General features: G+C 33.0%; 18 protein-coding genes. 9 read left to right on the top strand and 9 right to left on the bottom strand.

The annotated features are described in order from the left end of the window. Positions 1–17: 17 nt before the first annotated feature. The 8 genes from Q0876_RS03795 (at position 18) to Q0876_RS03760 (ending at position 8,688) form a co-directional block, all read left to right on the top strand. On the top strand, positions 18–533 hold the full coding sequence (locus tag Q0876_RS03795; protein ID WP_299224304.1) for a hypothetical protein: 516 nt from the start codon (positions 18–20) through the stop codon (positions 531–533). Positions 534–539: 6 nt separating this feature from the next. Then, positions 540–1,352 (top strand): SDR family oxidoreductase, encoded by an 813-nt coding sequence (locus Q0876_RS03790; RefSeq protein ID WP_299224302.1) that lies wholly within the window; start codon positions 540–542, stop codon positions 1,350–1,352. A gap of 188 nt (positions 1,353–1,540) precedes the next feature. Further along, positions 1,541–3,697 (top strand): T9SS type A sorting domain-containing protein, encoded by a 2,157-nt coding sequence (locus Q0876_RS03785; RefSeq protein ID WP_299224300.1) that lies wholly within the window; start codon positions 1,541–1,543, stop codon positions 3,695–3,697. Between the two features lie 74 nt (positions 3,698–3,771). Further along, positions 3,772–4,785, top strand: coding sequence for a glycosyltransferase (locus tag Q0876_RS03780; RefSeq protein WP_299224298.1), 1,014 nt, complete (start codon positions 3,772–3,774; stop codon positions 4,783–4,785). Beyond that, entirely contained in the window at positions 4,775–5,743 is a 969-nt protein-coding gene (locus Q0876_RS03775) for a YbbR-like domain-containing protein (RefSeq protein ID WP_299224296.1), read from the top strand. The genes Q0876_RS03780 and Q0876_RS03775 overlap by 11 nt, the downstream gene beginning before the upstream one ends. Next, on the top strand, positions 5,740–6,324 hold the full coding sequence (coaE, locus tag Q0876_RS03770) for a dephospho-CoA kinase (RefSeq protein WP_299224294.1): 585 nt from the start codon (positions 5,740–5,742) through the stop codon (positions 6,322–6,324). The genes Q0876_RS03775 and coaE overlap by 4 nt, the downstream gene beginning before the upstream one ends. Before the next feature lie 78 nt (positions 6,325–6,402). Beyond that, entirely contained in the window at positions 6,403–7,974 is a 1,572-nt protein-coding gene (locus tag Q0876_RS03765) for a sensor histidine kinase KdpD (RefSeq protein WP_299224292.1), read from the top strand. 3 nt (positions 7,975–7,977) lie between these two features. Further along, a complete protein-coding gene (locus tag Q0876_RS03760) occupies positions 7,978–8,688 on the top strand; it encodes a response regulator transcription factor (RefSeq protein ID WP_299224290.1) in 711 nt (236 codons plus the stop codon). A gap of 49 nt (positions 8,689–8,737) precedes the next feature. Here Q0876_RS03760 and miaA read toward each other — a convergent pair whose 3' ends face one another. The 8 genes from miaA to Q0876_RS03720 form a co-directional block, all read right to left on the bottom strand. Then, complete coding sequence (gene miaA, locus Q0876_RS03755; protein WP_299224288.1) at positions 8,738–9,646, bottom strand: tRNA (adenosine(37)-N6)-dimethylallyltransferase MiaA; 909 nt, start codon at positions 9,644–9,646, stop codon at positions 8,738–8,740. After that, positions 9,639–10,514 (bottom strand): ion transporter, encoded by an 876-nt coding sequence (locus Q0876_RS03750; protein ID WP_299224286.1) that lies wholly within the window; start codon positions 10,512–10,514, stop codon positions 9,639–9,641. The genes miaA and Q0876_RS03750 overlap by 8 nt, the downstream gene beginning before the upstream one ends. Before the next feature lie 21 nt (positions 10,515–10,535). Further along, positions 10,536–11,906, bottom strand: coding sequence for an exonuclease domain-containing protein (locus Q0876_RS03745; protein ID WP_299225167.1), 1,371 nt, complete (start codon positions 11,904–11,906; stop codon positions 10,536–10,538). An 11-nt stretch (positions 11,907–11,917) separates the two neighbouring features. Next, positions 11,918–12,580, bottom strand: a complete 663-nt coding sequence (locus Q0876_RS03740) for a YggS family pyridoxal phosphate-dependent enzyme (protein ID WP_299224284.1) — start codon at positions 12,578–12,580, stop codon at positions 11,918–11,920. A gap of 13 nt (positions 12,581–12,593) precedes the next feature. Next, complete coding sequence (locus Q0876_RS03735) at positions 12,594–13,832, bottom strand: DUF1015 domain-containing protein (RefSeq protein WP_299224283.1); 1,239 nt, start codon at positions 13,830–13,832, stop codon at positions 12,594–12,596. Between the two features lie 62 nt (positions 13,833–13,894). After that, a complete protein-coding gene (locus tag Q0876_RS03730; RefSeq protein WP_299224280.1) occupies positions 13,895–14,782 on the bottom strand; it encodes a 3-hydroxybutyryl-CoA dehydrogenase in 888 nt (295 codons plus the stop codon). Positions 14,783–14,797: 15 nt separating this feature from the next. Beyond that, the gene (locus tag Q0876_RS03725; protein ID WP_299224277.1) at positions 14,798–15,445 is read right to left on the bottom strand and encodes a hypothetical protein; all 648 of its coding nucleotides are present in this window, start codon (positions 15,443–15,445) and stop codon (positions 14,798–14,800) included. A 9-nt stretch (positions 15,446–15,454) separates the two neighbouring features. After that, positions 15,455–16,414, bottom strand: a complete 960-nt coding sequence (locus Q0876_RS03720) for a Gfo/Idh/MocA family oxidoreductase (protein WP_299224272.1) — start codon at positions 16,412–16,414, stop codon at positions 15,455–15,457. Between the two features lie 156 nt (positions 16,415–16,570). On the opposite strand from Q0876_RS03720, the gene Q0876_RS03715 reads away from it, so the two are divergent. Next, positions 16,571–17,212 (top strand): protein-L-isoaspartate(D-aspartate) O-methyltransferase, encoded by a 642-nt coding sequence (locus Q0876_RS03715; RefSeq protein ID WP_299225165.1) that lies wholly within the window; start codon positions 16,571–16,573, stop codon positions 17,210–17,212. Here Q0876_RS03715 and Q0876_RS03710 read toward each other — a convergent pair. Then, the gene (locus Q0876_RS03710; RefSeq protein WP_299224269.1) at positions 17,209–19,680 is read right to left on the bottom strand and encodes a DUF5686 and carboxypeptidase regulatory-like domain-containing protein; all 2,472 of its coding nucleotides are present in this window, start codon (positions 19,678–19,680) and stop codon (positions 17,209–17,211) included. The two genes, Q0876_RS03715 and Q0876_RS03710, sit on opposite strands and share 4 nt — an antisense overlap. Positions 19,681–19,737: the final 57 nt, after the last annotated feature.

Raw genomic sequence — 19,737 nt, 5'->3', positions numbered from 1 at the left:
TTATAATTTAATAGTAAATGAGAGAAACTGATGCGGATAGCATGTTTTTAGAAGCAGATGACCTATTAAGCGATAACAAGATTGTTGAAGGTAGGGACTTATTGTTAGAGATGCTGTCAGAGTATCCAGATTATGGTAAAGCTCATAATCATTTAGGCTGGATTTATCATTATAAAATGGTTAATTATATTAAAGCAGAAAAACATTATAGGCTTTCTATAAAATATTCTAGAGGTTTTTATGCTGGTTACACTAACTATTCTTATTTTTTGATAGATAAAGGCGCTTACAAGGAAATGATAACATTTGGTGAAAAAGCATTAAAAATAGATGGTGTTGATAAAGGACTTATTTATAATCAAATGGCTAAAGCTTATGAACTAAGAGCTGATTATATGGATGCTTATCGTTTATATAAAAAAGCAAAGATAAATTCACTACGCGGTAATTATATTGAGGAAATAAATGCCTCGTTACAAAGACTTCAAGGGAAAATGAATTTTTTCGAAAGGATGAAAATAATTTTTAAATAATTTAACATGTCATATAACTTATTAAAAGGAAAAAGAGGAATTATATTTGGAGCGTTAGATGCTAATTCTATCGCTTGGAAAACTGCAGAACGTGTACATGAAGAAGGTGGTACATTCGTGTTGACCAATGCGCCAATTGCAATGCGAATGGGACAAATAAATGAATTAGCAGAAAAAACAGGATCACAGATTATTCCTGCAGATGCAACGTCTGTAGAAGACCTTGAGAAATTAGTGTCTGAATCTATGGAAATCCTTGGCGGAAAATTAGACTTTGTACTTCACTCTATAGGCATGTCTGTCAATGTTAGAAAAGGTAGGCATTACACAGATCAAAATTACGATTGGACACAAAAAGGAACTGATGTATCTGCAATGTCGTTTCATAAGGTCATGCATACGTTATACAAAGCAGATGCTATGAATGAATGGGGAAGTATAGTTGCACTAACATATATGGCTGCACAACGTGTGTTTCCAGATTATAATGATATGGCAGATAATAAAGCCTATTTAGAGAGTATAGCTAGAAGCTTTGGTTACTTCTTTGGAAAAGACAAAAAGGTTAGAGTAAACACAATTTCTCAATCGCCTACACCTACTACTGCAGGTCAAGGTGTTAAAGGGTTTGATGGTTTCATTGCTTATGCTGAAAAAATGTCTCCCTTAGGAAATGCAACAGCAATGGATTGTGCCAATTACACAGTAACTTTATTTAGTGATTTGACCAAGAGAGTTACATTGCAAAATTTATTCAATGATGGCGGATTTAGCAACATGGGTGTAAGTGATGCTGTAATGGACAAATTTGTAGATTAATAAATAAAAGCCTATTGGCTTAATAATAAAGACCTTATTGCTATAAATAAGGTCTTTTTTTATGAATTCAGCTTATGTTGTGTTTTTTATCGTTTATATGTGTATTTAATCGATTACTCATCTTTGTTAACATTACTTTAGTAAAATATCAATATTTTTAAAAAATTATTAACTATAAACAACTTAATATGAAAAAAATTACTTTACTAATTACATTATTTTGTTTTTCATTTGGATTCGCTCAAACCTTTACAGATACTGGTGGACCTTATGACATGCAAAACGGAAATGGTACTGATGCATTAACCTGTGGTACAGTTGATGAACTTACTTTACCACTAGCTGTTACAGGTGTTGGTACACTTGGTGGTACCAATTCAATTGCAAGTGTTACACTTAATGTAACACATACTTGGGCTGATGATATTGTTATCAGTTTACAAGATCCTTCAGGAACTGTTACAGTACTGTTAATTGATGATAAAGGAAATCAAAATGATGGTATACAAGTTACACTTCAAGATGGTGGTACACCATTACCTGATGGTGGTGCTGATGGACCTGCATTAATGGGTACATTTGCTCCAGATGAAGCATTAGCTGGTTTTGATGGTGTTGATGCCGATGGTACATGGAACCTTTTGGTATGTGATGATGCAGGTGGCGATGTTGGTCAAGTTGACGATTGGTCAATTACATTTGTTCCAACACCAACGTGTCCTAATGTTACTGGAGCTTCTGTTGACGCCGTAGGAGCAACTACAGCTGATTTTTCATGGACTGATAATGCAAGTGCAACACTAGGTTACGAATGGGTAGTTTTAGCACCAGGAGGAGATCCTGATGTTGATGCCGCTATAGATTCTGGTTCTACTGGTGCTGGCGTGGTTACTGACTCAGCTGCTGGCTTAACAGAAAGCACGTCTTATGAATTTTTTGTAAGAGCTAATTGTGATACAGGTGGGTTTAGCCCTTGGACTGCTGGAGTACCTTTCTCTACGACTCCTACTAACGATACATGTTCTGGTGCTATTGATTTAGGAACAGTTGCACCTGCTGCTTCATGTCCAGGTCTAACGACAGCATCTACTAGTTTTGCTAATGAAGATACTGAAGAATTAACAGGCTGTGATGGTTTTGGAAACCTTGGTCTTTGGTACAGCTTTACGGCGCCTGCTAATGGTCAAATGGAATTTGAATCAGGTGCGGGTTCTCCAGGTATCGAAATATATGAAGGTACATGTGGTGCACTTACTGAAGTAGGAGCCAATTGCTATAATAATGTAAGCGGTACAATTACTGGATTATCGGGAGGAAATACATACTATGCAATGATTTGGACAGATAATCCTGAAGTATTAGTAGAATTTTGTTTATATGGAAAATTATGTGCAACTCCATCTGCTACAACATCTGTCGTGCCAGCATGTGGAACTAACGAATTTTTTATAGATGTTGATGTTACCGATCTTGGAGATTCTGGTACAGTAACAATTTCTAACGATGCTGGTGTAGCTGCTACTGCTGGTGCTGGTTTAGGAATTACAAATGTAGGTCCTTTTCCAGAAGGTACAGCTGTAGTTATTACAATTGAGCACTCAAGTGATAGTGATTGTGATTTAGTACTAGGGGAAGTAAACTTCTCCTGCCCACCAGCAAATGACGAATGTGCTACCGCAGTATCTGTTACTCAAGAAACAGAAATTGTTGATGCTGCTTCAGCGACTGCAACCTCCGGTACTATTCAAGGAGCTACAGATTCGGGTCTTGAGGCTGAAGCATGTAATGGATTTATGGGTAATGCTAATGATGATGTATGGTATTCATTCCAAGCATTAACAGCTAACGTAAATATCACTTTCGAAATCATGAATTTTGACGGTGTAGTTCAGTTATATTCTGGTACATGTGGTGCTTTAGCTGTAGTAGATTGTGCAGATAATTCAGTGGTAACAGCGCCTATTGTCGAAGAAATCAATGCTACCGGATTAGTTGTAGGTGATACTTACTATGTAAGAATTTATCAATATACAACTGCAGCTACAGATGCAGGAGATACTTTTGATCTTAAGGTTTGGTCTCCAGATACGTTAAGTACTGAAAGCTTTGAAAATGAAAATGCATTCTCATATTTCCCTAATCCAGTGAAAAATGAATTGACATTAAAGGCTCAAAGTAATATCGAAAATGTATCTGTTTACAATATGTTAGGTCAAGAAGTTCTAAGAACTGCACCTAACGCTATTGAAAGCAATATAAATATGAATAGCTTAAGCCAAGGAGCTTACTTCGTTCAAGTTACTATTAACAATGTAACTGAAACAGTAAGAATCATGAAGCAATAAGCTTATTTCAAATAAAATTCCAAAAGCCACCTTTAAGGTGGCTTTTGTGTTTTCTTTAATTACCTTTGTAGGGTATGGAAACATTATACTATTCGTTTATAATACCTGTATACAATAGACCTGATGAAATCAAAGAGCTACTCGAAAGTTTAAATAATTTAGAGCAGAGTGTGTCTTTTGAGGTCGTAATTGTAGAAGATGGATCAACTCTAGATTGTAAAGCAGTTGTCGATAATTTTAAACACGAATTGAAAATTTCGTATTACTATAAGCCAAACACTGGACCAGGAGATTCTAGAAATTATGGAATGTCTATGGCTAAAGGTAATTATTTTATCATACTAGATTCTGATTGTGTTTTGCCAAAACAATACCTGAAAATAGTTAACACATTTCTTCTTGATGATTATGTAGATTGTTATGGAGGGCCAGATGCAGCTCATGTGTCTTTTAGCAATCTTCAGAAAGCTATTAATTTTGCTATGACCTCATTTATTACTACTGGTGGAATAAGAGGTTCTAAAGCTAATAATAAAAAATTTCAGCCTAGAAGTTTTAATATGGGATTATCTAAGAATGCCTTTATTGCCTCAGGAGGTTTTGGTAATATTCACCCAGGAGAAGATCCAGACCTTTCTATTAGATTGGTCAATTTGGGATTTGAGACCAAACTTATCAGCGACGCTTTTGTGTATCACAAAAGGCGCATTTCATGGCGCAAATTTTATAATCAAGTTTACAAGTTTGGGTTGGTAAGACCAATACTTAATTTTTGGCATCCTGAAACCGAACGAATGATATTTTGGTTTCCAACTGTGTTTAGTTTGGGCTTTATTATTGCTATAATAGCACTCTTTTTTTACTATAATAAGTTGTTCTTATGCTATCTTATATATCTTGTTATCGCATTCATATTGGCGTTGTATAGAACGAAAAGTTTGAGTGTCGCACTCAATGCTATATTTGCAATTTTTATTCAGTTTTTTGGTTATGGTTTTGGGTTTTTAAAATCTACCTTTGCAATTAAGATATTAAATAAGGACCCTAAAAGATATTTTTCAGATCTATTTTTCAATCATGCTAACTAAATTAAAATCGAAATTAATTAAGTCAATAAAAAACAAGAAACTCAATGTTTTTGGGTTATTCTTTTTGATGGCTTTTATAATTTTAGTGTTTAGTAAGCTTTCTAAAAATTATACCGAAACTCTAAATTTTGATGTCATTTATAAGAACCTTCCAGAAGAAAGTGTTTTGGTAAATACTGAAAAACCAAGCATAGATATTGAGATATCAACTTATGGTTTCAACCTTCTGGCAAACTATTTTAATAACCCAACCATTACCATTGATTTTGACAAAGACACTTATATAGATGATGGTACTTATATTTGGTTAGCCAATCGTAACAATTCTAATATAGCAAAACAGTTGGGTTCAGCACTTAAGATTGTCTCAATACATCCGGATACTCTAAAAATTCCTTTTGCTAAATTAGAAGTAAAAAGAGTTCCAGTAAAGTTAGTATCTGAAGTTTCATATGCATTAGGTTACGATTCTTTATTGGGTTTTATAACAGAGCCAGACTCTGTAAATATTATTGGATCTAATAAAGATATATCTGAAATAAATCACATAAAGACTGATCTATTTGATATAAAGGGCATAAAGGAAGATGTTAATTTAGATATAAATTTAATAATTCCAAAGAATAAAACAGCAGTTAAATTATCTCAAGAGAAAGTTAAAGTAAGCGCTAAGATTCAAAAATTTACAGAAGGTGTACTTGATGTTCCAGTGATTATTAAAAATTTACCTCCAAATATACAAGTGAATTATTTTCCAAAAGCATTGAAGGTTACTTATGATGTAAGCCTTGATGATTACAAGAGGGTCAAGCCTTTAGATTTTAAAATTGTTTGCGATTACTCAGAAGCTATTTCAACTCAAAAAACATACTTTACGGCAAAACTAGTACAAGCTCCAAGTTTTGTAAAACGGTCAAAAATGAAACAAAATAAAATTGAATATATTATTATAAAATGATTGTTGTTGGACTTACAGGAGGTATAGGTAGCGGAAAATCTACAGTGGCAAAGCTCTTTGAAGGTTTAGGTCAACCAGTTTATATTGCTGATTTTGAAGCGAAACAACTCATGAATAGATCAAAAGTAATAAGAAGAAAACTTATTGCATTATTTGGTGATCAGGCATACGTAGATGATAAATTAAATCGTTCGTATTTAGCAAATAAAATCTTTAATGATAAAAGTTTGCTTGAGCAAATGAATGCTATCGTTCACCCAAAAGTAGGTTCACATTTTAAACGTTGGTTGAAGAAACAAGATGCACCTTATGTAATAAAAGAAGTCGCCATCATCTTTGAACAGCAAAAGCAATCTGAGTACGATTTAATTATCACAGTAGTTGCAGATAAAGCTAAACGAATTGAACGTGTTTTAAAAAGAGACCAAACCACTATGGCCAAGATAGAGGCCATAATGAACAATCAAATGTCTGATGAAGACAAAATAAAACAGTCTGATTTTGTGATTGTTAATAATAATTTTGATACACTACATTCTCAAGTATTGAAAATACATCAAGACATACTAGAACAACTTTAAAATTATGCGCATTATCATTAGTGTTAATGTAAGGTTAAAGACAAGTACAACTAAATGTTAAAATGTTAAATTTGAGCGATGGGCAAAAAGCTATTCATTTTATTGGTGGTTTTAATGAGTTTATCACTCATAGGGATTATTTTCGTTCAAGCCTATTTTATAAATAATACGCTAGAAAACGAAGAAAAAAACTTTACACTAAACGTAAAACGCTCTCTGAGTTCTGTATCAAGAGCCATTGAAGAAAATGAATTTGAAATTTACTCAAAAAAACTGCAAAAGCTAATTGAGAGTGGTGTAGACCCAGACTCAACAGCTATACGACAGGTTTTTATTTTAGAGCAAGACGATTTATCTAACGAAACTAGAGTTTACGGTAATTCTATCTCTGAAGAGAGTTTTAAAGTACCATCTTTGTTCTTTGACATTGGTTTAGACAGTTTTAACTTAAGTCGCGTAAGAAATACTAGAATAACTGAGGTTTATGATAAAAATCAAATAGATGGTAATAACAACATAAGTGTTCAAAAATCTATAAAAAACATAAATAACCTCACTTATCTTGAAAAGGCTCAATTTGAGTCTATAACTAGAGATCAGTTCAAGAATATTCCTGTTTATAAAAGGGTTTCTACTGAAAAAGTTTCTTATTTACTTGAAAAACAATTAGATAATAATGGCATCAGTACTGACTTTGAATTTGCTATTTATGATAAAGATCTAGCAACAAAAGTACAATCTGAAAATTTTGATTTAAATCCTAACACCTCAATGGGGATTCCAATTTTTCTAGATAATGACAGTCAAAGTGATTACAAGCTTTATGTTGATTTTCCGAAGCGTAAGCGATTTCTATTGTCCTCTATTTTAGGGATGATTACGTTATCTATTATTTTTACATCGGTAATAATAATTGCATATTCCAGCGCTATTTATCAATTAATCAAGCAGCGTCAAATATCTCAGATAAAAACAGATTTTATCAATAACATGACCCATGAATTTAAAACACCAATTGCAACAATCAATTTGGCCTTAGATTCAATTAAGAACCCTAAGGTTCTAGGAGATCAAGATAAAGTCATGCGTTACCTTAGAATGATAAAAGACGAAAATAAGCGAATGCATGCTCAAGTTGAAAATGTATTACGAATTTCTAAGCTTGAAAAGAATGAGTTGAATATAAGTAAGGAAAGAGTAAAGCTTCACGACTTAATTGAAGATGCTGTAACTCACATCGAGCTAATAGTAGAAGATAAAAAAGGTTATGTGAAAACACATTTAAATGCAGAAAAATCTTCAGTTTTGGCAAACGATACACATTTTACAAATGTAATCGTAAATATTTTGGATAATGCTGTAAAATATAGTGATGACGCTCCAAAAATTGATGTTTACACTGAAAATATTGGAACAAATATCTTATTAAAAATTGCAGATCAAGGCAACGGTATGTCTAAACAAGTACAAAAACGTGTGTTCGAAAAATTTTATCGTGAGCATACAGGCAATGTACACAATGTAAAAGGTCATGGGCTAGGTTTAGCCTATGTAAAACGAATTGTTGATGACCATCAAGGACATATATCAGTAGAAAGTGAAAAAGGAAAAGGTAGCATATTTACAATAAAACTACCATTAATATCATAAATTATGGAAGAACAAAACAAAAAAATACTCTTAGTTGAAGACGATCCTAATTTTGGAACAGTTTTAAAAGACTACCTCAACATGAACGACTACGATGTTGTTCATGCAAAAAACGGAATGGAAGGTTTCGAGAAATTTAAAAAAGATGACTATGACCTCTGTATTCTAGACGTAATGATGCCTTATAAAGATGGATTTACATTAGCTAAGGAGATTCGTGAGAAAAACACCGATGTTCCAATTATATTTTTAACTGCTAAAGCCATGAAAGAAGATGTGCTTAAAGGTTATAAAGTTGGTGCAGACGATTATCTGAACAAGCCTTTTGATAGTGAAGTATTACTAATGAAAATAAAGGCTATCATGCAGCGTAAAGCCACAGATACAATAGCTGATAGCAAGCAATTTGAATTTAAGATTGGTAAATTTGATTTGAACTCTAAGTTGCGTTTTCTTAAGTTTAATGGAAAAGATCCAATTAAATTATCCCCAAAAGAAAATGAATTATTACGTTTGTTAGCACTTCATGAGAATGATTTGATGCCTAGAGAACTAGCTTTAACTAAAATATGGCGAGACGATAATTATTTTACCTCTAGAAGTATGGATGTTTACATAGCTAAGCTTCGTAAATATCTTAAACTGGATGAAAATGTTGAAATTTTAAACATTCATGGAGAAGGCTTCAGACTTGTGGTGAACCAAGATGTATAGTATAATGATTATAGAAATCAAAAAGCCAATCCGAATAGATTGGCTTTTTTTATGAACTTATTTTTTTCGAAATAACATTGATGATCTCTTCGGTATCAGTGTTATAATTAAACCACAGGGTATTTTCATTTTTTTTAAACCAAGTGAGTTGACGTTTTGCAAATCGGCGTGAATTTTTTTTGATCTCAGAAACTGCAAATTCTAAGTTCCAATCACCTTCAAAATAGTTAAATAGTTCTTTGTAACCAATAGTGTTTAAAACATTCAAGTGTCTTTTGGATATAAGAACTTTAACTTCATCTATTAAGCCATTAGCAATCATAAGATCTACGCGCTTATTAATTCTCTCATAAATAATATGACGTTCAGCTGTTAAACCAATAGTTAACGTTTTGAAATTTCTTTGCTTAGCTTTTGAGGTTAAAAAAGAAGAATAGGGTTGTCCACTAGACAAACAAACTTCTAAGGCTCTTATAACACGTTGAGGGTTGTCTAATGCTATTGCATGGTAGGATTTGTCGTCTAGTATTTTTAGTTGACCAACTAAAGGGTCTAATCCATTCAATTCGAATTTCTTATTTAATTCTGTTCTTACTTCTGGTTTAACTTTAGGCAGTTTATCTAGCCCTTCAGTTACAGATTTTACAAATAAACCTGAACCACCAACCATGATTGCAATGTCATTTTTTCCATGAATCTGGGTTAATTTATGAATGGCATCTTTTTCAAAATCACCAACATTATATGGTTCTTCAATAGATTTATGTTGAATGAAATGATGCGGTGCTGAAGCCAACTCTAGAGGTGTTGGAGCTGCAGTACCAATTTGCATTTCCTTATAAAATTGCCTTGAGTCTGCAGAAATGATCTCAGTATTATAATATTGTGCAAGTTGTATACTTAATGCTGTTTTTCCAATAGCTGTAGGTCCAACAATAGAAATGAGAGTCTTAGTCATGATGTAATTTACAACCACATTTAAAACAATACTCAGCACCATCTCGGTGTGTTTCAGTCAGGCAGTTAACGCAGCACTGAGTGTTGAGTTGGACTGTTTCTAATTGCTCACGCTCTTCGTCTGAGATCTTATTTGAATCATCTTCAGAAGCTTTAGTATATTCTGCGGAAACTATTCCAGTTGGGACTGCTATTATTCCATAACCAAGTATCATGATTATTGTAGCAATAAATTGACCAATGGGTGTTTCTGGTGCAATATCTCCAAAGCCAACAGTGGTTAGTGTGACAATACACCAATAAACGCTCTTAGGAATATTAGTAAACCCGTGTTCTTCGCCTTCAACCAAGTACATAATGGTACCAAAAATAACAGAAGCAATAATTACTGCAAATAGAAAGACTGCAATTTTTGCTCTACTAGCTTTAATAGCATTTGCTAATTGATTCGATGCTCCTAAATAACGAGCTAGTTTTAGTATTCTAAATATTCTTAACAAACGTAATGCACGTAAAGCTACTAAAGCATGCGTACCAGCTAAGAACAAGGAAATATATTTTGGTATGGTAGAGAGCAGATCTATAACACCATAAAAACTAAGCATGTATTTTAAAGGTTTTTTTACCGAAATAATACGAGCAATGTATTCAATACTAAAGAGTATGGTGATTACCCACTCTGAGATATCCAGAAATGTATGGTATTTATCATCAAAGCTTTTAATACTCTCTAACATTACAAGTATTATACTTGCTAGTATTGCTATTAAAAGTACAACATCAAATAACTTACCAGCAGGAGTATCTGCTTCATAAATAATTTCATGTAGTTTACTTCTCCAATCGTTATGTTGGTTTTGATTTGCCACTATACCAAATGTACTAAAAAGTTAATTAGCTTCAAGAACAATAGTTTTTAGTCTTTTGTTTCTTCTCAAATAACTTTGAATAATATGCTGTGTATCTCTGTTATTTTCCATTGGTGTTATTATCGATTCTAGAACTTCAATGGTGTTGATTTGGTGATTTAAATCAAAAAAACCAATCCCTTTAAATACACCATTCTCAATATATATTACACTCTTTTCATCAATATCGCGACCTTGATCTATAATAGCCATATTCTTGTTATCATAACTGTTTTTAGCAATGAGTTGCACAACTCTTTTGTTGTATTCTTCAGGAGGCTCTTCATTAATGCAAGCGCCAAAACACTTTTTGATGGTGTAATCAAAACAATTACTCATTGATGTGTCTAGACCTGTTAGCTTTTGACACAAATTGTAATCTTCAATAGCTCTGTAGATAAAGTTTTTAGCACTCTGTGAATTGCTAAAAGTAGTTATTGGAGTAAGGGATTTATTTATACGCTCTATTTTTAGATTAATATACCCATTTTTATCAACAAAACGATACAATGCATGAGAAAACAGAGTTCGACGTAAGGCTCTATTATACAATGGTTTATTGCGTTTTATTTCTTCACTTTCTTTCAGTAGGGCGACCAATTCGCTACCTGTGGCTTCGTAAGTCACAGATTTTGCAAGTAATTGTATTTTTTTAGACTTTGTACTTGTATTGGTAAAATGCTGATTGATACGATGCTTTATGTTTTTGCTTTTTCCAATATATATGATTTCACCATGTTCATTATGAATATAATATACTCCAGTTACAGAAGGAAGTTCATCAATTATGGTTCTATGATTATCCTTAAGCCGTGCAACAATTTCAGTTTTTACATTGTCTTTGATAATCTTCTTATCTAGATCTTTTGACAGCAAGATCTTAAATAACTTGACGGTTGCCATAGCATCACCATTAGCACGATGTCTATCACTAACAGGAATACCAAGAGCTCTAGTTAACTTACCTAAACTGTACGAATCTTGACCAGGAATGAGTCGCTTAGAAAGTTCTACAGTGCATAAGGTTTTACGCTTGAAACCGAAGCCCAAGCGCTTAAATTCAGTTCGTAAGATGCGATAATCAAACTGCGCATTATGTGCAACAATGATGCAATCTTCTGTAATTTCAACAATACGTTTGGCTACCTCGAAAAACTTAGGTGCGCTTTTTAACATATTACTATTAATACCAGTGAGGTTTACTACAAAAGGTTGAATTTCTCGCTCAGGATTAACTAAGCTAATGAATTTATCTACTACTTTATGACCATCAAATTTGTAGATCGCAATTTCTGTAATGCCTTCTTCATTGTACTTTCCACCTGTGGTTTCTATGTCTAATATTGCGTAAATATATTTCTCTTTTAGTTTGAATAGTTCCGACTTCCAAATATACTACTTCCAACTCGTATCATTGTACTTCCAGCATCTATTGCTAGCTGATAATCTCCACTCATACCCATACTAATAACCTCAAGTGAATGGTTTGTAGTTTTGAGGTCATCATATGTGGTTTTTAACGTCTTGAATTCTTGTTTGATCTGTTCTGTATCGTTAGTATAAGTAGCCATACCCATAACACCAGTTATAGAAACGTTTTTTAATTCAGAAAAGTCTTCAGATGTAATTAATTCTTTTGCATCTAAAGGAGACATCCCAAATTTACTGTCTTCTTTAGCAATTTTTATTTGTAATAAGCAGTCAATAATTCTATTGTGTTTTTTTGCTTGTTTGTTAATTTCCTTAAGTAATTTTAAACTGTCAACCGCATGGATTAAACTTACAAAATCAGCCATATACTTGACCTTGTTACGCTGTACATGACCTATCATGTGCCATTGTATATCTTTAGGCATTAGTTCATGTTTTTCGACCATTTCTTGAATTTTGTTTTCTCCAAAAATACGTTGTCCAGCAGTATAAGCTTCCATTAGATCACTTACAGGCTTAGTTTTTGATACCGCAACTAAAGTGACATGATTAGGAAGTTGAGCGTTAATATTCTTTAAGTTATCTTGTATATGCATGATCTCCTTTTGATTAAAACTCATAAATAGTGACGCCGCTTCTTAATTTAGGTTCAATGAACGTGCTTTTAGGAGGCATTTTAAGACCGTCGTCTGCAATTTGTTTCATTTCATTAATATCTACAGGAACCATACCAAAACCTACAGCAAACTCACCATTGTCAATTTTATCTTTAACATTGATAATGTCTTTTTTTCCGTTGATATAGTCTATTCTATCATCGTTACGTAGGTCTTCAATACCGAGTAAAGGTTGCAATATTGTATTATATAAGATTTGCGGATCAAGGGCATCTAAGGCTGTCTTAAAATTATAGAGCGATTTTCTAAGGTATAATGAATAAAATTCGCCATCTAAGTACATGCTGAAATGATGTTTCTTTGAAGGCTTGTAAGGCATTATGCCTCGATTTTGAATCCTAAAGATGGTATCAAGTTGTATAAGAAACTCTTCTTTAGTTAAACCATTTAAGTCTTTGACTAACCTATTGAACTCATGTATACGCAATTCTGATTCGGGAATTAAAAACGTCATAAAATAATTATACGATTCTGTACCTTCATGTTTTTCGTTGTCTCGTTTTTCGTCTTTATAGAGTAAATATGATGATGCAGATCTATGATGACCATCTGCAATATAAATTGTAGGCATAGAATCAAATTCATTTTGGATGATCTCAATCAAATTGGGATCTTCTAATTTCCAGAGGTAATGTGTATCTCTGTAAGTTGTCGTGAATTCAAATTCAGCACGTTCTTTTTGTACGTCTTTTATTATTGTTGAAATGGTTTTATTGTCTGGATAGGTGAGTAGTACAGGTTCAGCATTAAATCCTACTGTTTTTAGATAATCTTTAAAAACCTGCTCGCGATACTCGATCGTATCTTCATGTTTTTTAATGACATCCTTTTCATAGTCTTCTGCACTTGCCGCAGCTACAATACCATTAAAGATCTGATGATCTCTGTCAACAATCTTATAAATGTAATACGTTGGAGTGTTATCGTGAACAAAAACATTATCTTCTTTAAACTCCAAATAGCGATTTCTCACTAATGCATAGCGTTCGGTTCCAGTAATTTCTCGGTCGTATTTATACCCAGGATTAACGATGTGTAAAAACGAAAACGGATTATAATCCAAACGTGCTTCACGCTCAGCTTGTGTATAAGTTTGATACGATCGTGAAGCAACAAGGCTTACTTTGTCTCGTGTTGGTCTTACCGCTTTAAAAGGACGTATTTTCGCCATGATTTCGTCTTCAGGTTTAAGCAGATAGATATAGACAATTAATCAAACTCTGCTAATTTTGACTATTTGAATTGTTTCGCTACTTTTTCAGCTTTTCTGCTTTCAGAATAGTCGTAGAAACCTTCACCAGACTTAACACCTAATTTACCAGCTCTAACCATATTCACTAATAATGGGCATGGTGCATATTTTGGGTTTTTAAACCCTTCATACATCACATTGAGAATTGACAAACAGACATCTAATCCAATAAAATCTGCCAATTGTAAAGGTCCCATTGGATGTGCCATACCTAATTTCATAACGGTATCTATTTCATTAACTCCAGCCACACCATTATATAAGGTTTCGATGGCTTCATTTATCATTGGCATTAGTATACGATTTGCCACAAAGCCAGGATAATCATTTACTTCGGTAGGTATCTTACCTAAGGTTTTTGATAATTCCATAATGGTATTAGTCACGTCATCACTAGTGTTATAACCACGAATGATTTCTACTAATTTCATTATTGGAACCGGATTCATAAAGTGCATACCAATTACCATTTCTGGTCTTGAGGTTACTGCTCCAATTTGTGTAATTGAAATTGAAGATGTATTGGTTGCTAGAATGGTATCATCAGGGCAATCTTCATCAAGTTGTTTGAAAATCTTGAGTTTTAGGTCAATATTTTCAGTTGCAGCTTCAACGACAAGCCCAGCATACTCAACACCTTCTGTAATACTTGTAAATGTTGTGATGTTATCTAAGGTGGTTTGTTTATCGGCTTCAGAAATTTTTTCTTTAGCAACCATTCTGTCTAAATTTTTTGCTATGGTATCTAAACCTCGTTTGAGTGATACTTCGCTAATGTCTATAAGTTGTACTTTAAATCCAGACTGCGCAAAGGTGTGGGCAATTCCGTTTCCCATAGTTCCTGCGCCAATTACTGCTACATTTTTCATATTTATAATAACTGTTTATTTTAATTTTTTTCCATGCCATGGACAAAACATCCAATTCCCATTATGCGCTTTTTTATCAACAGGACAAATCTTTTTTTCAACTAAAGATGATAGTGGTAAGTAATAGTCAAAATTTGTAGTGTTTACTTCTAAGGTAAATTTTGATGTTTCAAGATTTGTGGGAATGATATCGTTAGAGTTGTCAAAAACAAAAATCTCAATACTATTACCAAAATCCCCTAACATTTTTGCTAGCATAGGTTTGATACTACTTACTATAGTTTCAATATCATTTGGTAACATCTCAATTGGTGCATATTGCGTATCGTCAACAATTAAATGGATTGATGTTAAGGTATTCTTTTTAATACCAGTTATATGAGAAATAGTGACATCTGTGACTGCAAAAATGCTATAATTTTCTATAACTGCATTAATCTCATCAATCAAGCTTTGATTTCCATAAGGGCTATCTTTGAGTGCTAATTCCCAATATGATTTTGGAAGCCAAAATGCTTGTTTTATATTTTTTTCGTCTTTAGTGGTTTGGATCAAGTTCCTTATCAAGTCTGTTAATTCAACATGTTCGGCTTTGGTTTGAGCACTATAGATGTTAAAGACAAATAAAGCAATGGTAAGAGTAAATAATTTGAAAACTTTCATGATAGACTGCTAAAATTGATTGATTATCATCGTAGCAACGCGTAGTGCTTCTGTGCCATCATGTAAGGTTACAATTGGAGAGGTATTATTATTTATGGCGTCTGCAAAGGTTTCTAACTCATCAAGAATAGCATTATTATTGGCTATCTCTGGGTTGTCAAAATAAATTTGCTTTTTGATGCCTTCTGCATTTTGTAAGATCATATCAAAATCTCCAGGCTGTTCTGGCGCATCTTTCATTTTTACGACTTCACATTTCTTTTCAAGAAAATCGACCGAGATGTAAGCATCTTTCTGGAAAAAACGAGTTTTTCTCATATTTTTTAAAGAAATACGACTTGCTGTTAAATTAGCGACACAACCATTTTCAAATTCAATTCTAGCGTTGGCAATATCTGGTGTGTCACTTATAACTGAAACACCACTTGCAGATACATTTTTAACTTTGGATTTCACAACACTTAATATGATATCAATATCGTGAATCATCAAGTCTAATACTACAGGAACATCTGTACCTCGAGGGTTAAATTCTGCCAATCGATGTGTTTCTATAAACATTGGATTGTTTATCTGATCTCTAACAGCTATAAAGGCAGGGTTAAAACGCTCTACATGACCTACTTGACCACGAATATCATGTTCGGCTAATAATTCTCTAATGTGTTCTGCTTCTTCAACTGTATTAGTAATAGGTTTTTCTATAAAAATGTGCTTGCCTTTGGCAATTGCCTTTTTGGCACAATCGTAATGTGATAATGTAGGTGTTACAATATCTACCATATCAACGGCATCTATAAGTGCTTCAATAGAATTAAAGTATGTGTAACCAAACTCTTCTTCTACTTTTTTAGCGTTAGTTTCATCTGCATCATAGAACCCAATAAGGTCATATTTTTCAGATTGATTGAGAAGTCTCAAATGAATTTTACCAAGATGCCCAGCACCTAGTACACCAGCTTTTAGCATTGTATTACGTTTTCAACAAAAATAAGGTTTTTAGTCGTTTTTTTTTACGAATTCTATAATAAAATATACTAGTTTTTACACCGTTGATAATTCCGATAGATTTAACTTTTAGTATAAAAATGTTTGAATTATTTTTACATGGTAAACCTAACTGCTTTGAAAGACACGTTTAAACATCAAGGACTGCGACAACAACTAGTGAATACTCTAAAAATCAAGGGTATTACCGATGGTTGTGTGTTAGATGCTATCGGGAAAATTCCAAGACATTTATTTATGGATTCCAGCTTTTTAGATCATGCATATCAAGACAAGGCTTTTCCAATTGCTGCAGATCAAACGATTTCTCAGCCTTATACAGTAGCATTTCAAAGTGAGTTACTTCAAATTACTTTAGGTGATAAAGTTTTAGAAATTGGAACAGGAAGTGGTTATCAAACTGCAGTTTTATGTGTATTAGGAGCTAAAGTTTTCAGTATTGAACGTCAACACGAACTTTATAAAAAAACCAGTAAATTTTTACCTAAATTAGGTTACAGAGCCAAAAAACTCATTTTTGGAGATGGTTATATAGGTTTAGAAGAGGAAGCGCCTTTTGATAGTATTATAGTTACTGCTGGAGCACCCTTTGTACCTAAGCCATTGTTAAGTCAATTAAAAATTGGTGGTCGTTTAGTTATTCCGGTAGGAGAAGATGTGCAAATCATGACGTTGTTTATTAGAAAAGGCGCAAAAGAGTTTGAGCAGCATGAGTTTGGGGAGTTTCGATTTGTACCACTGCTTGAGGATAAGAATTAAAAGAACTTCAACCCAAACAAAATGGCATCACTTTGAAATCCGCTTTGATAAGAACGCAAATAATCAATTCGTAAAAATCTAAATTTACCCCAACCAATGTTATCAAGACCAATCGTGTATTCTTGATAAGGTTTATTGTCTGGTGTTGACAAAGCGTGAGCACCAATAACTAAATTGAAATTGAGTTGCTTCAATAGTGGTAGCTTACCAAGAATAAATCCATTAAAATCATGTTCGGCATGCAATTCTACATAAGACTCATTGGTACTTCCTGTATAATATGGTAAGTTATTAAAAACATTTAAGTACGAACCTGAACCTATTTGGGTTTGATTTCCGTTGAAATGTTGAAAATCTACAAATGCAATGTTATCTGCGTTGAAGAATTTTCCAACTCTCATGTTATATTGAAAGCGACCTTTGTCTGCAATATCAAACCCTTGCCTTACACGTAATTTAATTTGATCAAAGTTATAATCATCTACTGATGATGAAACCCCTTTTTCGTAACCTAAAATTACCGTTGGATACTTTGAACTAGGCACATTGAACTTACCATTTGGATAACTCAAATAATTTTGTGCGAAATTGATTCGAGCACTTAGATTTAATTTCAACATATTATGTGTTTGAAAAGGAGCAATACTAAAAGCCGTTTCGTCAATTGGATTGTTACTTGTGTATACTCTATTATCTTGTGGAAACCAAACTTGATCTGTGGTGTTAAATAATGCTTGACGTCTTTGGTAACTTAAACTTGTGTTTATTCTGAAACCATTGAACAATTCGTTTGAATAAACGATCTGTATGTAACTGTTTTCATAGATCTTCATGAAATTTTGTTCAGAAAACAATGAGAAACCATTATTTAGTAATTTTGATATAGGATTACTTGCATTGAATTGTTGCGTAATAATGCCACCAGAAAGTGTTAAGTATGGTCTACTTTTATTATTAAATTTATAAGTAGTAGAAACAGTAGCACGTAAGCGTTGGTCACTAAACCCATAGTTAATATTACCTCTTATACTAAAATAACGTTCAAAGTCATCATAACCCTTTGTATAAAAAGCGCCAATATTAGCATTCCAACCTTGAACAGTATTGAAACTTATGGCCTCTAGCGGTGTCGTTATTCCTACGCGCCAATTCTTATATGAATTATTATAGGTATAACCTCCAATAATATCTCCTAGTTTGAATTTATTATTGACACGATCAACCGAGTCTTGATATATTTTAGAGTCTTTGATAATTTGTATGCTATCTTTCTTTATATAATCTGTAACTTCTTCTTGTGTTAATGGAACTGGTCTTGTGTTGCTCCAAAACAGAGAATCTTTTTTATTTGCTTCATCTGCAAAGCTTACAATTTCTCTTGAGAAATCTTTGCGAGTCAATTCTGGATTAAATAAGTAATTACTATAAACAGCAGTAAAACGGCCATCACCTTTAATACTAAAAAGACCGTATTTAAAATCGATATTCTGAGATATTTTTGCCCAAATACCATCTGTTTCAGAATAGGAGAAATTTTGTGTGATACTAATTTTATCTGCTGCTGGAATTCGAGCTTGGACTCCAGTAATTGTTAGTTCTAAAGCATAAATGGTCCACTGGTCTTCAACAATGTATATAAAGCCCTCAAAAACCGGATCGTTTTCTCGCTTAGGAATTGCTTTAATTTTATTAATTAAATTTCCTCTATCATCATAAAAGACACCTTCAAGTTTATAGCGATAATATCTAAAAGCATTATTTGCAATAGGCGAGATCATTTGGTTTCCTAACTCTATAGTATTGTTATAAAAATCATAGTCGACATCTATGGCATTATTAAAGCTAAAGCCATTATCATCACCGCTTACTTTGGAAGCTATAATATTTTCTTTGAGTTTATCGGGTCTTAAAAAATCCAGTTTTGAAACGGTTTCAGATAAGTAAATAACACCACTTCTTGTTGAATCAAGTCCTCCACCTAAATCACCAAGCTCTTGACCTAGTATTTTTTCAGGAGCTTCTTTAATACGTATTAAACCACGAGAATAAAAATTAGCTTTGTAGCTTTTAATTTTTTCAAGGTTTTCTTTTCGTTTTGCAATAGCTTGTCTTATAATCTTATTTGCAGGATTTTCTTCAGAGTTAATAACCACTTCGTTAAGTGAAATTTCTTCATCTACCATAGTAGTGTCTATCGTAAAAGGGAATGAAGTAATCTTTACGGTTTTCTTTATCGTTTTATAACCTAAAAATTGAAAGACAATAGTATATGTATTGGGTGTTTTGATATTAAGTTCGTAATTGCCATCTTCATTACTAGTGGTACCTGTATATGTGTTTTCAATAAATATATTAACAAACGGTAACGGTTTATTTTTACTATCGGTTACTGTGCCTTTGATTTGAGAAAAACCATTGATTGTAATTAGTAAAAAAAGAAAGAGCGTTACTGGTAGTTTTTGTGTCATTTAGAGTTTAGGTTGTAGGTGTGCAATTATATAGACGACATTTATTGTCAAAAGGTT

This window comes from uncultured Psychroserpens sp. (assembly GCF_947503375.1).
GTDB lineage: Bacteria > Bacteroidota > Bacteroidia > Flavobacteriales > Flavobacteriaceae > Psychroserpens.
The sequence above is the reverse complement of the archived record's forward strand: the minus strand, read 5'-3'. Positions and strand labels throughout refer to the sequence as shown.

Bases quoted from the DNA above. Each gene is read 5' to 3' on its own strand.
- Q0876_RS03795 (WP_299224304.1), top strand. From the start codon at position 18: ATGAGAGAAACTGATGCGGATAGCATGTTTTTAGAAGCAGATGACCTA.
- Q0876_RS03790 (WP_299224302.1), top strand. From the start codon at position 540: ATGTCATATAACTTATTAAAAGGAAAAAGAGGAATTATATTTGGAGCG.
- Q0876_RS03785 (WP_299224300.1), top strand. From the start codon at position 1,541: ATGAAAAAAATTACTTTACTAATTACATTATTTTGTTTTTCATTTGGA.
- Q0876_RS03780 (WP_299224298.1), top strand. From the start codon at position 3,772: ATGGAAACATTATACTATTCGTTTATAATACCTGTATACAATAGACCT.
- Q0876_RS03775 (WP_299224296.1), top strand. From the start codon at position 4,775: ATGCTAACTAAATTAAAATCGAAATTAATTAAGTCAATAAAAAACAAG.
- coaE (WP_299224294.1), top strand. From the start codon at position 5,740: ATGATTGTTGTTGGACTTACAGGAGGTATAGGTAGCGGAAAATCTACA.
- Q0876_RS03765 (WP_299224292.1), top strand. From the start codon at position 6,403: ATGGGCAAAAAGCTATTCATTTTATTGGTGGTTTTAATGAGTTTATCA.
- Q0876_RS03760 (WP_299224290.1), top strand. From the start codon at position 7,978: ATGGAAGAACAAAACAAAAAAATACTCTTAGTTGAAGACGATCCTAAT.
- miaA (WP_299224288.1), bottom strand. From the start codon at position 9,646: ATGACTAAGACTCTCATTTCTATTGTTGGACCTACAGCTATTGGAAAA.
- Q0876_RS03740 (WP_299224284.1), bottom strand. From the start codon at position 12,580: ATGCATATACAAGATAACTTAAAGAATATTAACGCTCAACTTCCTAAT.
- Q0876_RS03735 (WP_299224283.1), bottom strand. From the start codon at position 13,832: ATGGCGAAAATACGTCCTTTTAAAGCGGTAAGACCAACACGAGACAAA.
- Q0876_RS03730 (WP_299224280.1), bottom strand. From the start codon at position 14,782: ATGAAAAATGTAGCAGTAATTGGCGCAGGAACTATGGGAAACGGAATT.
- Q0876_RS03725 (WP_299224277.1), bottom strand. From the start codon at position 15,445: ATGAAAGTTTTCAAATTATTTACTCTTACCATTGCTTTATTTGTCTTT.
- Q0876_RS03720 (WP_299224272.1), bottom strand. From the start codon at position 16,414: ATGCTAAAAGCTGGTGTACTAGGTGCTGGGCATCTTGGTAAAATTCAT.
- Q0876_RS03710 (WP_299224269.1), bottom strand. From the start codon at position 19,680: ATGACACAAAAACTACCAGTAACGCTCTTTCTTTTTTTACTAATTACA.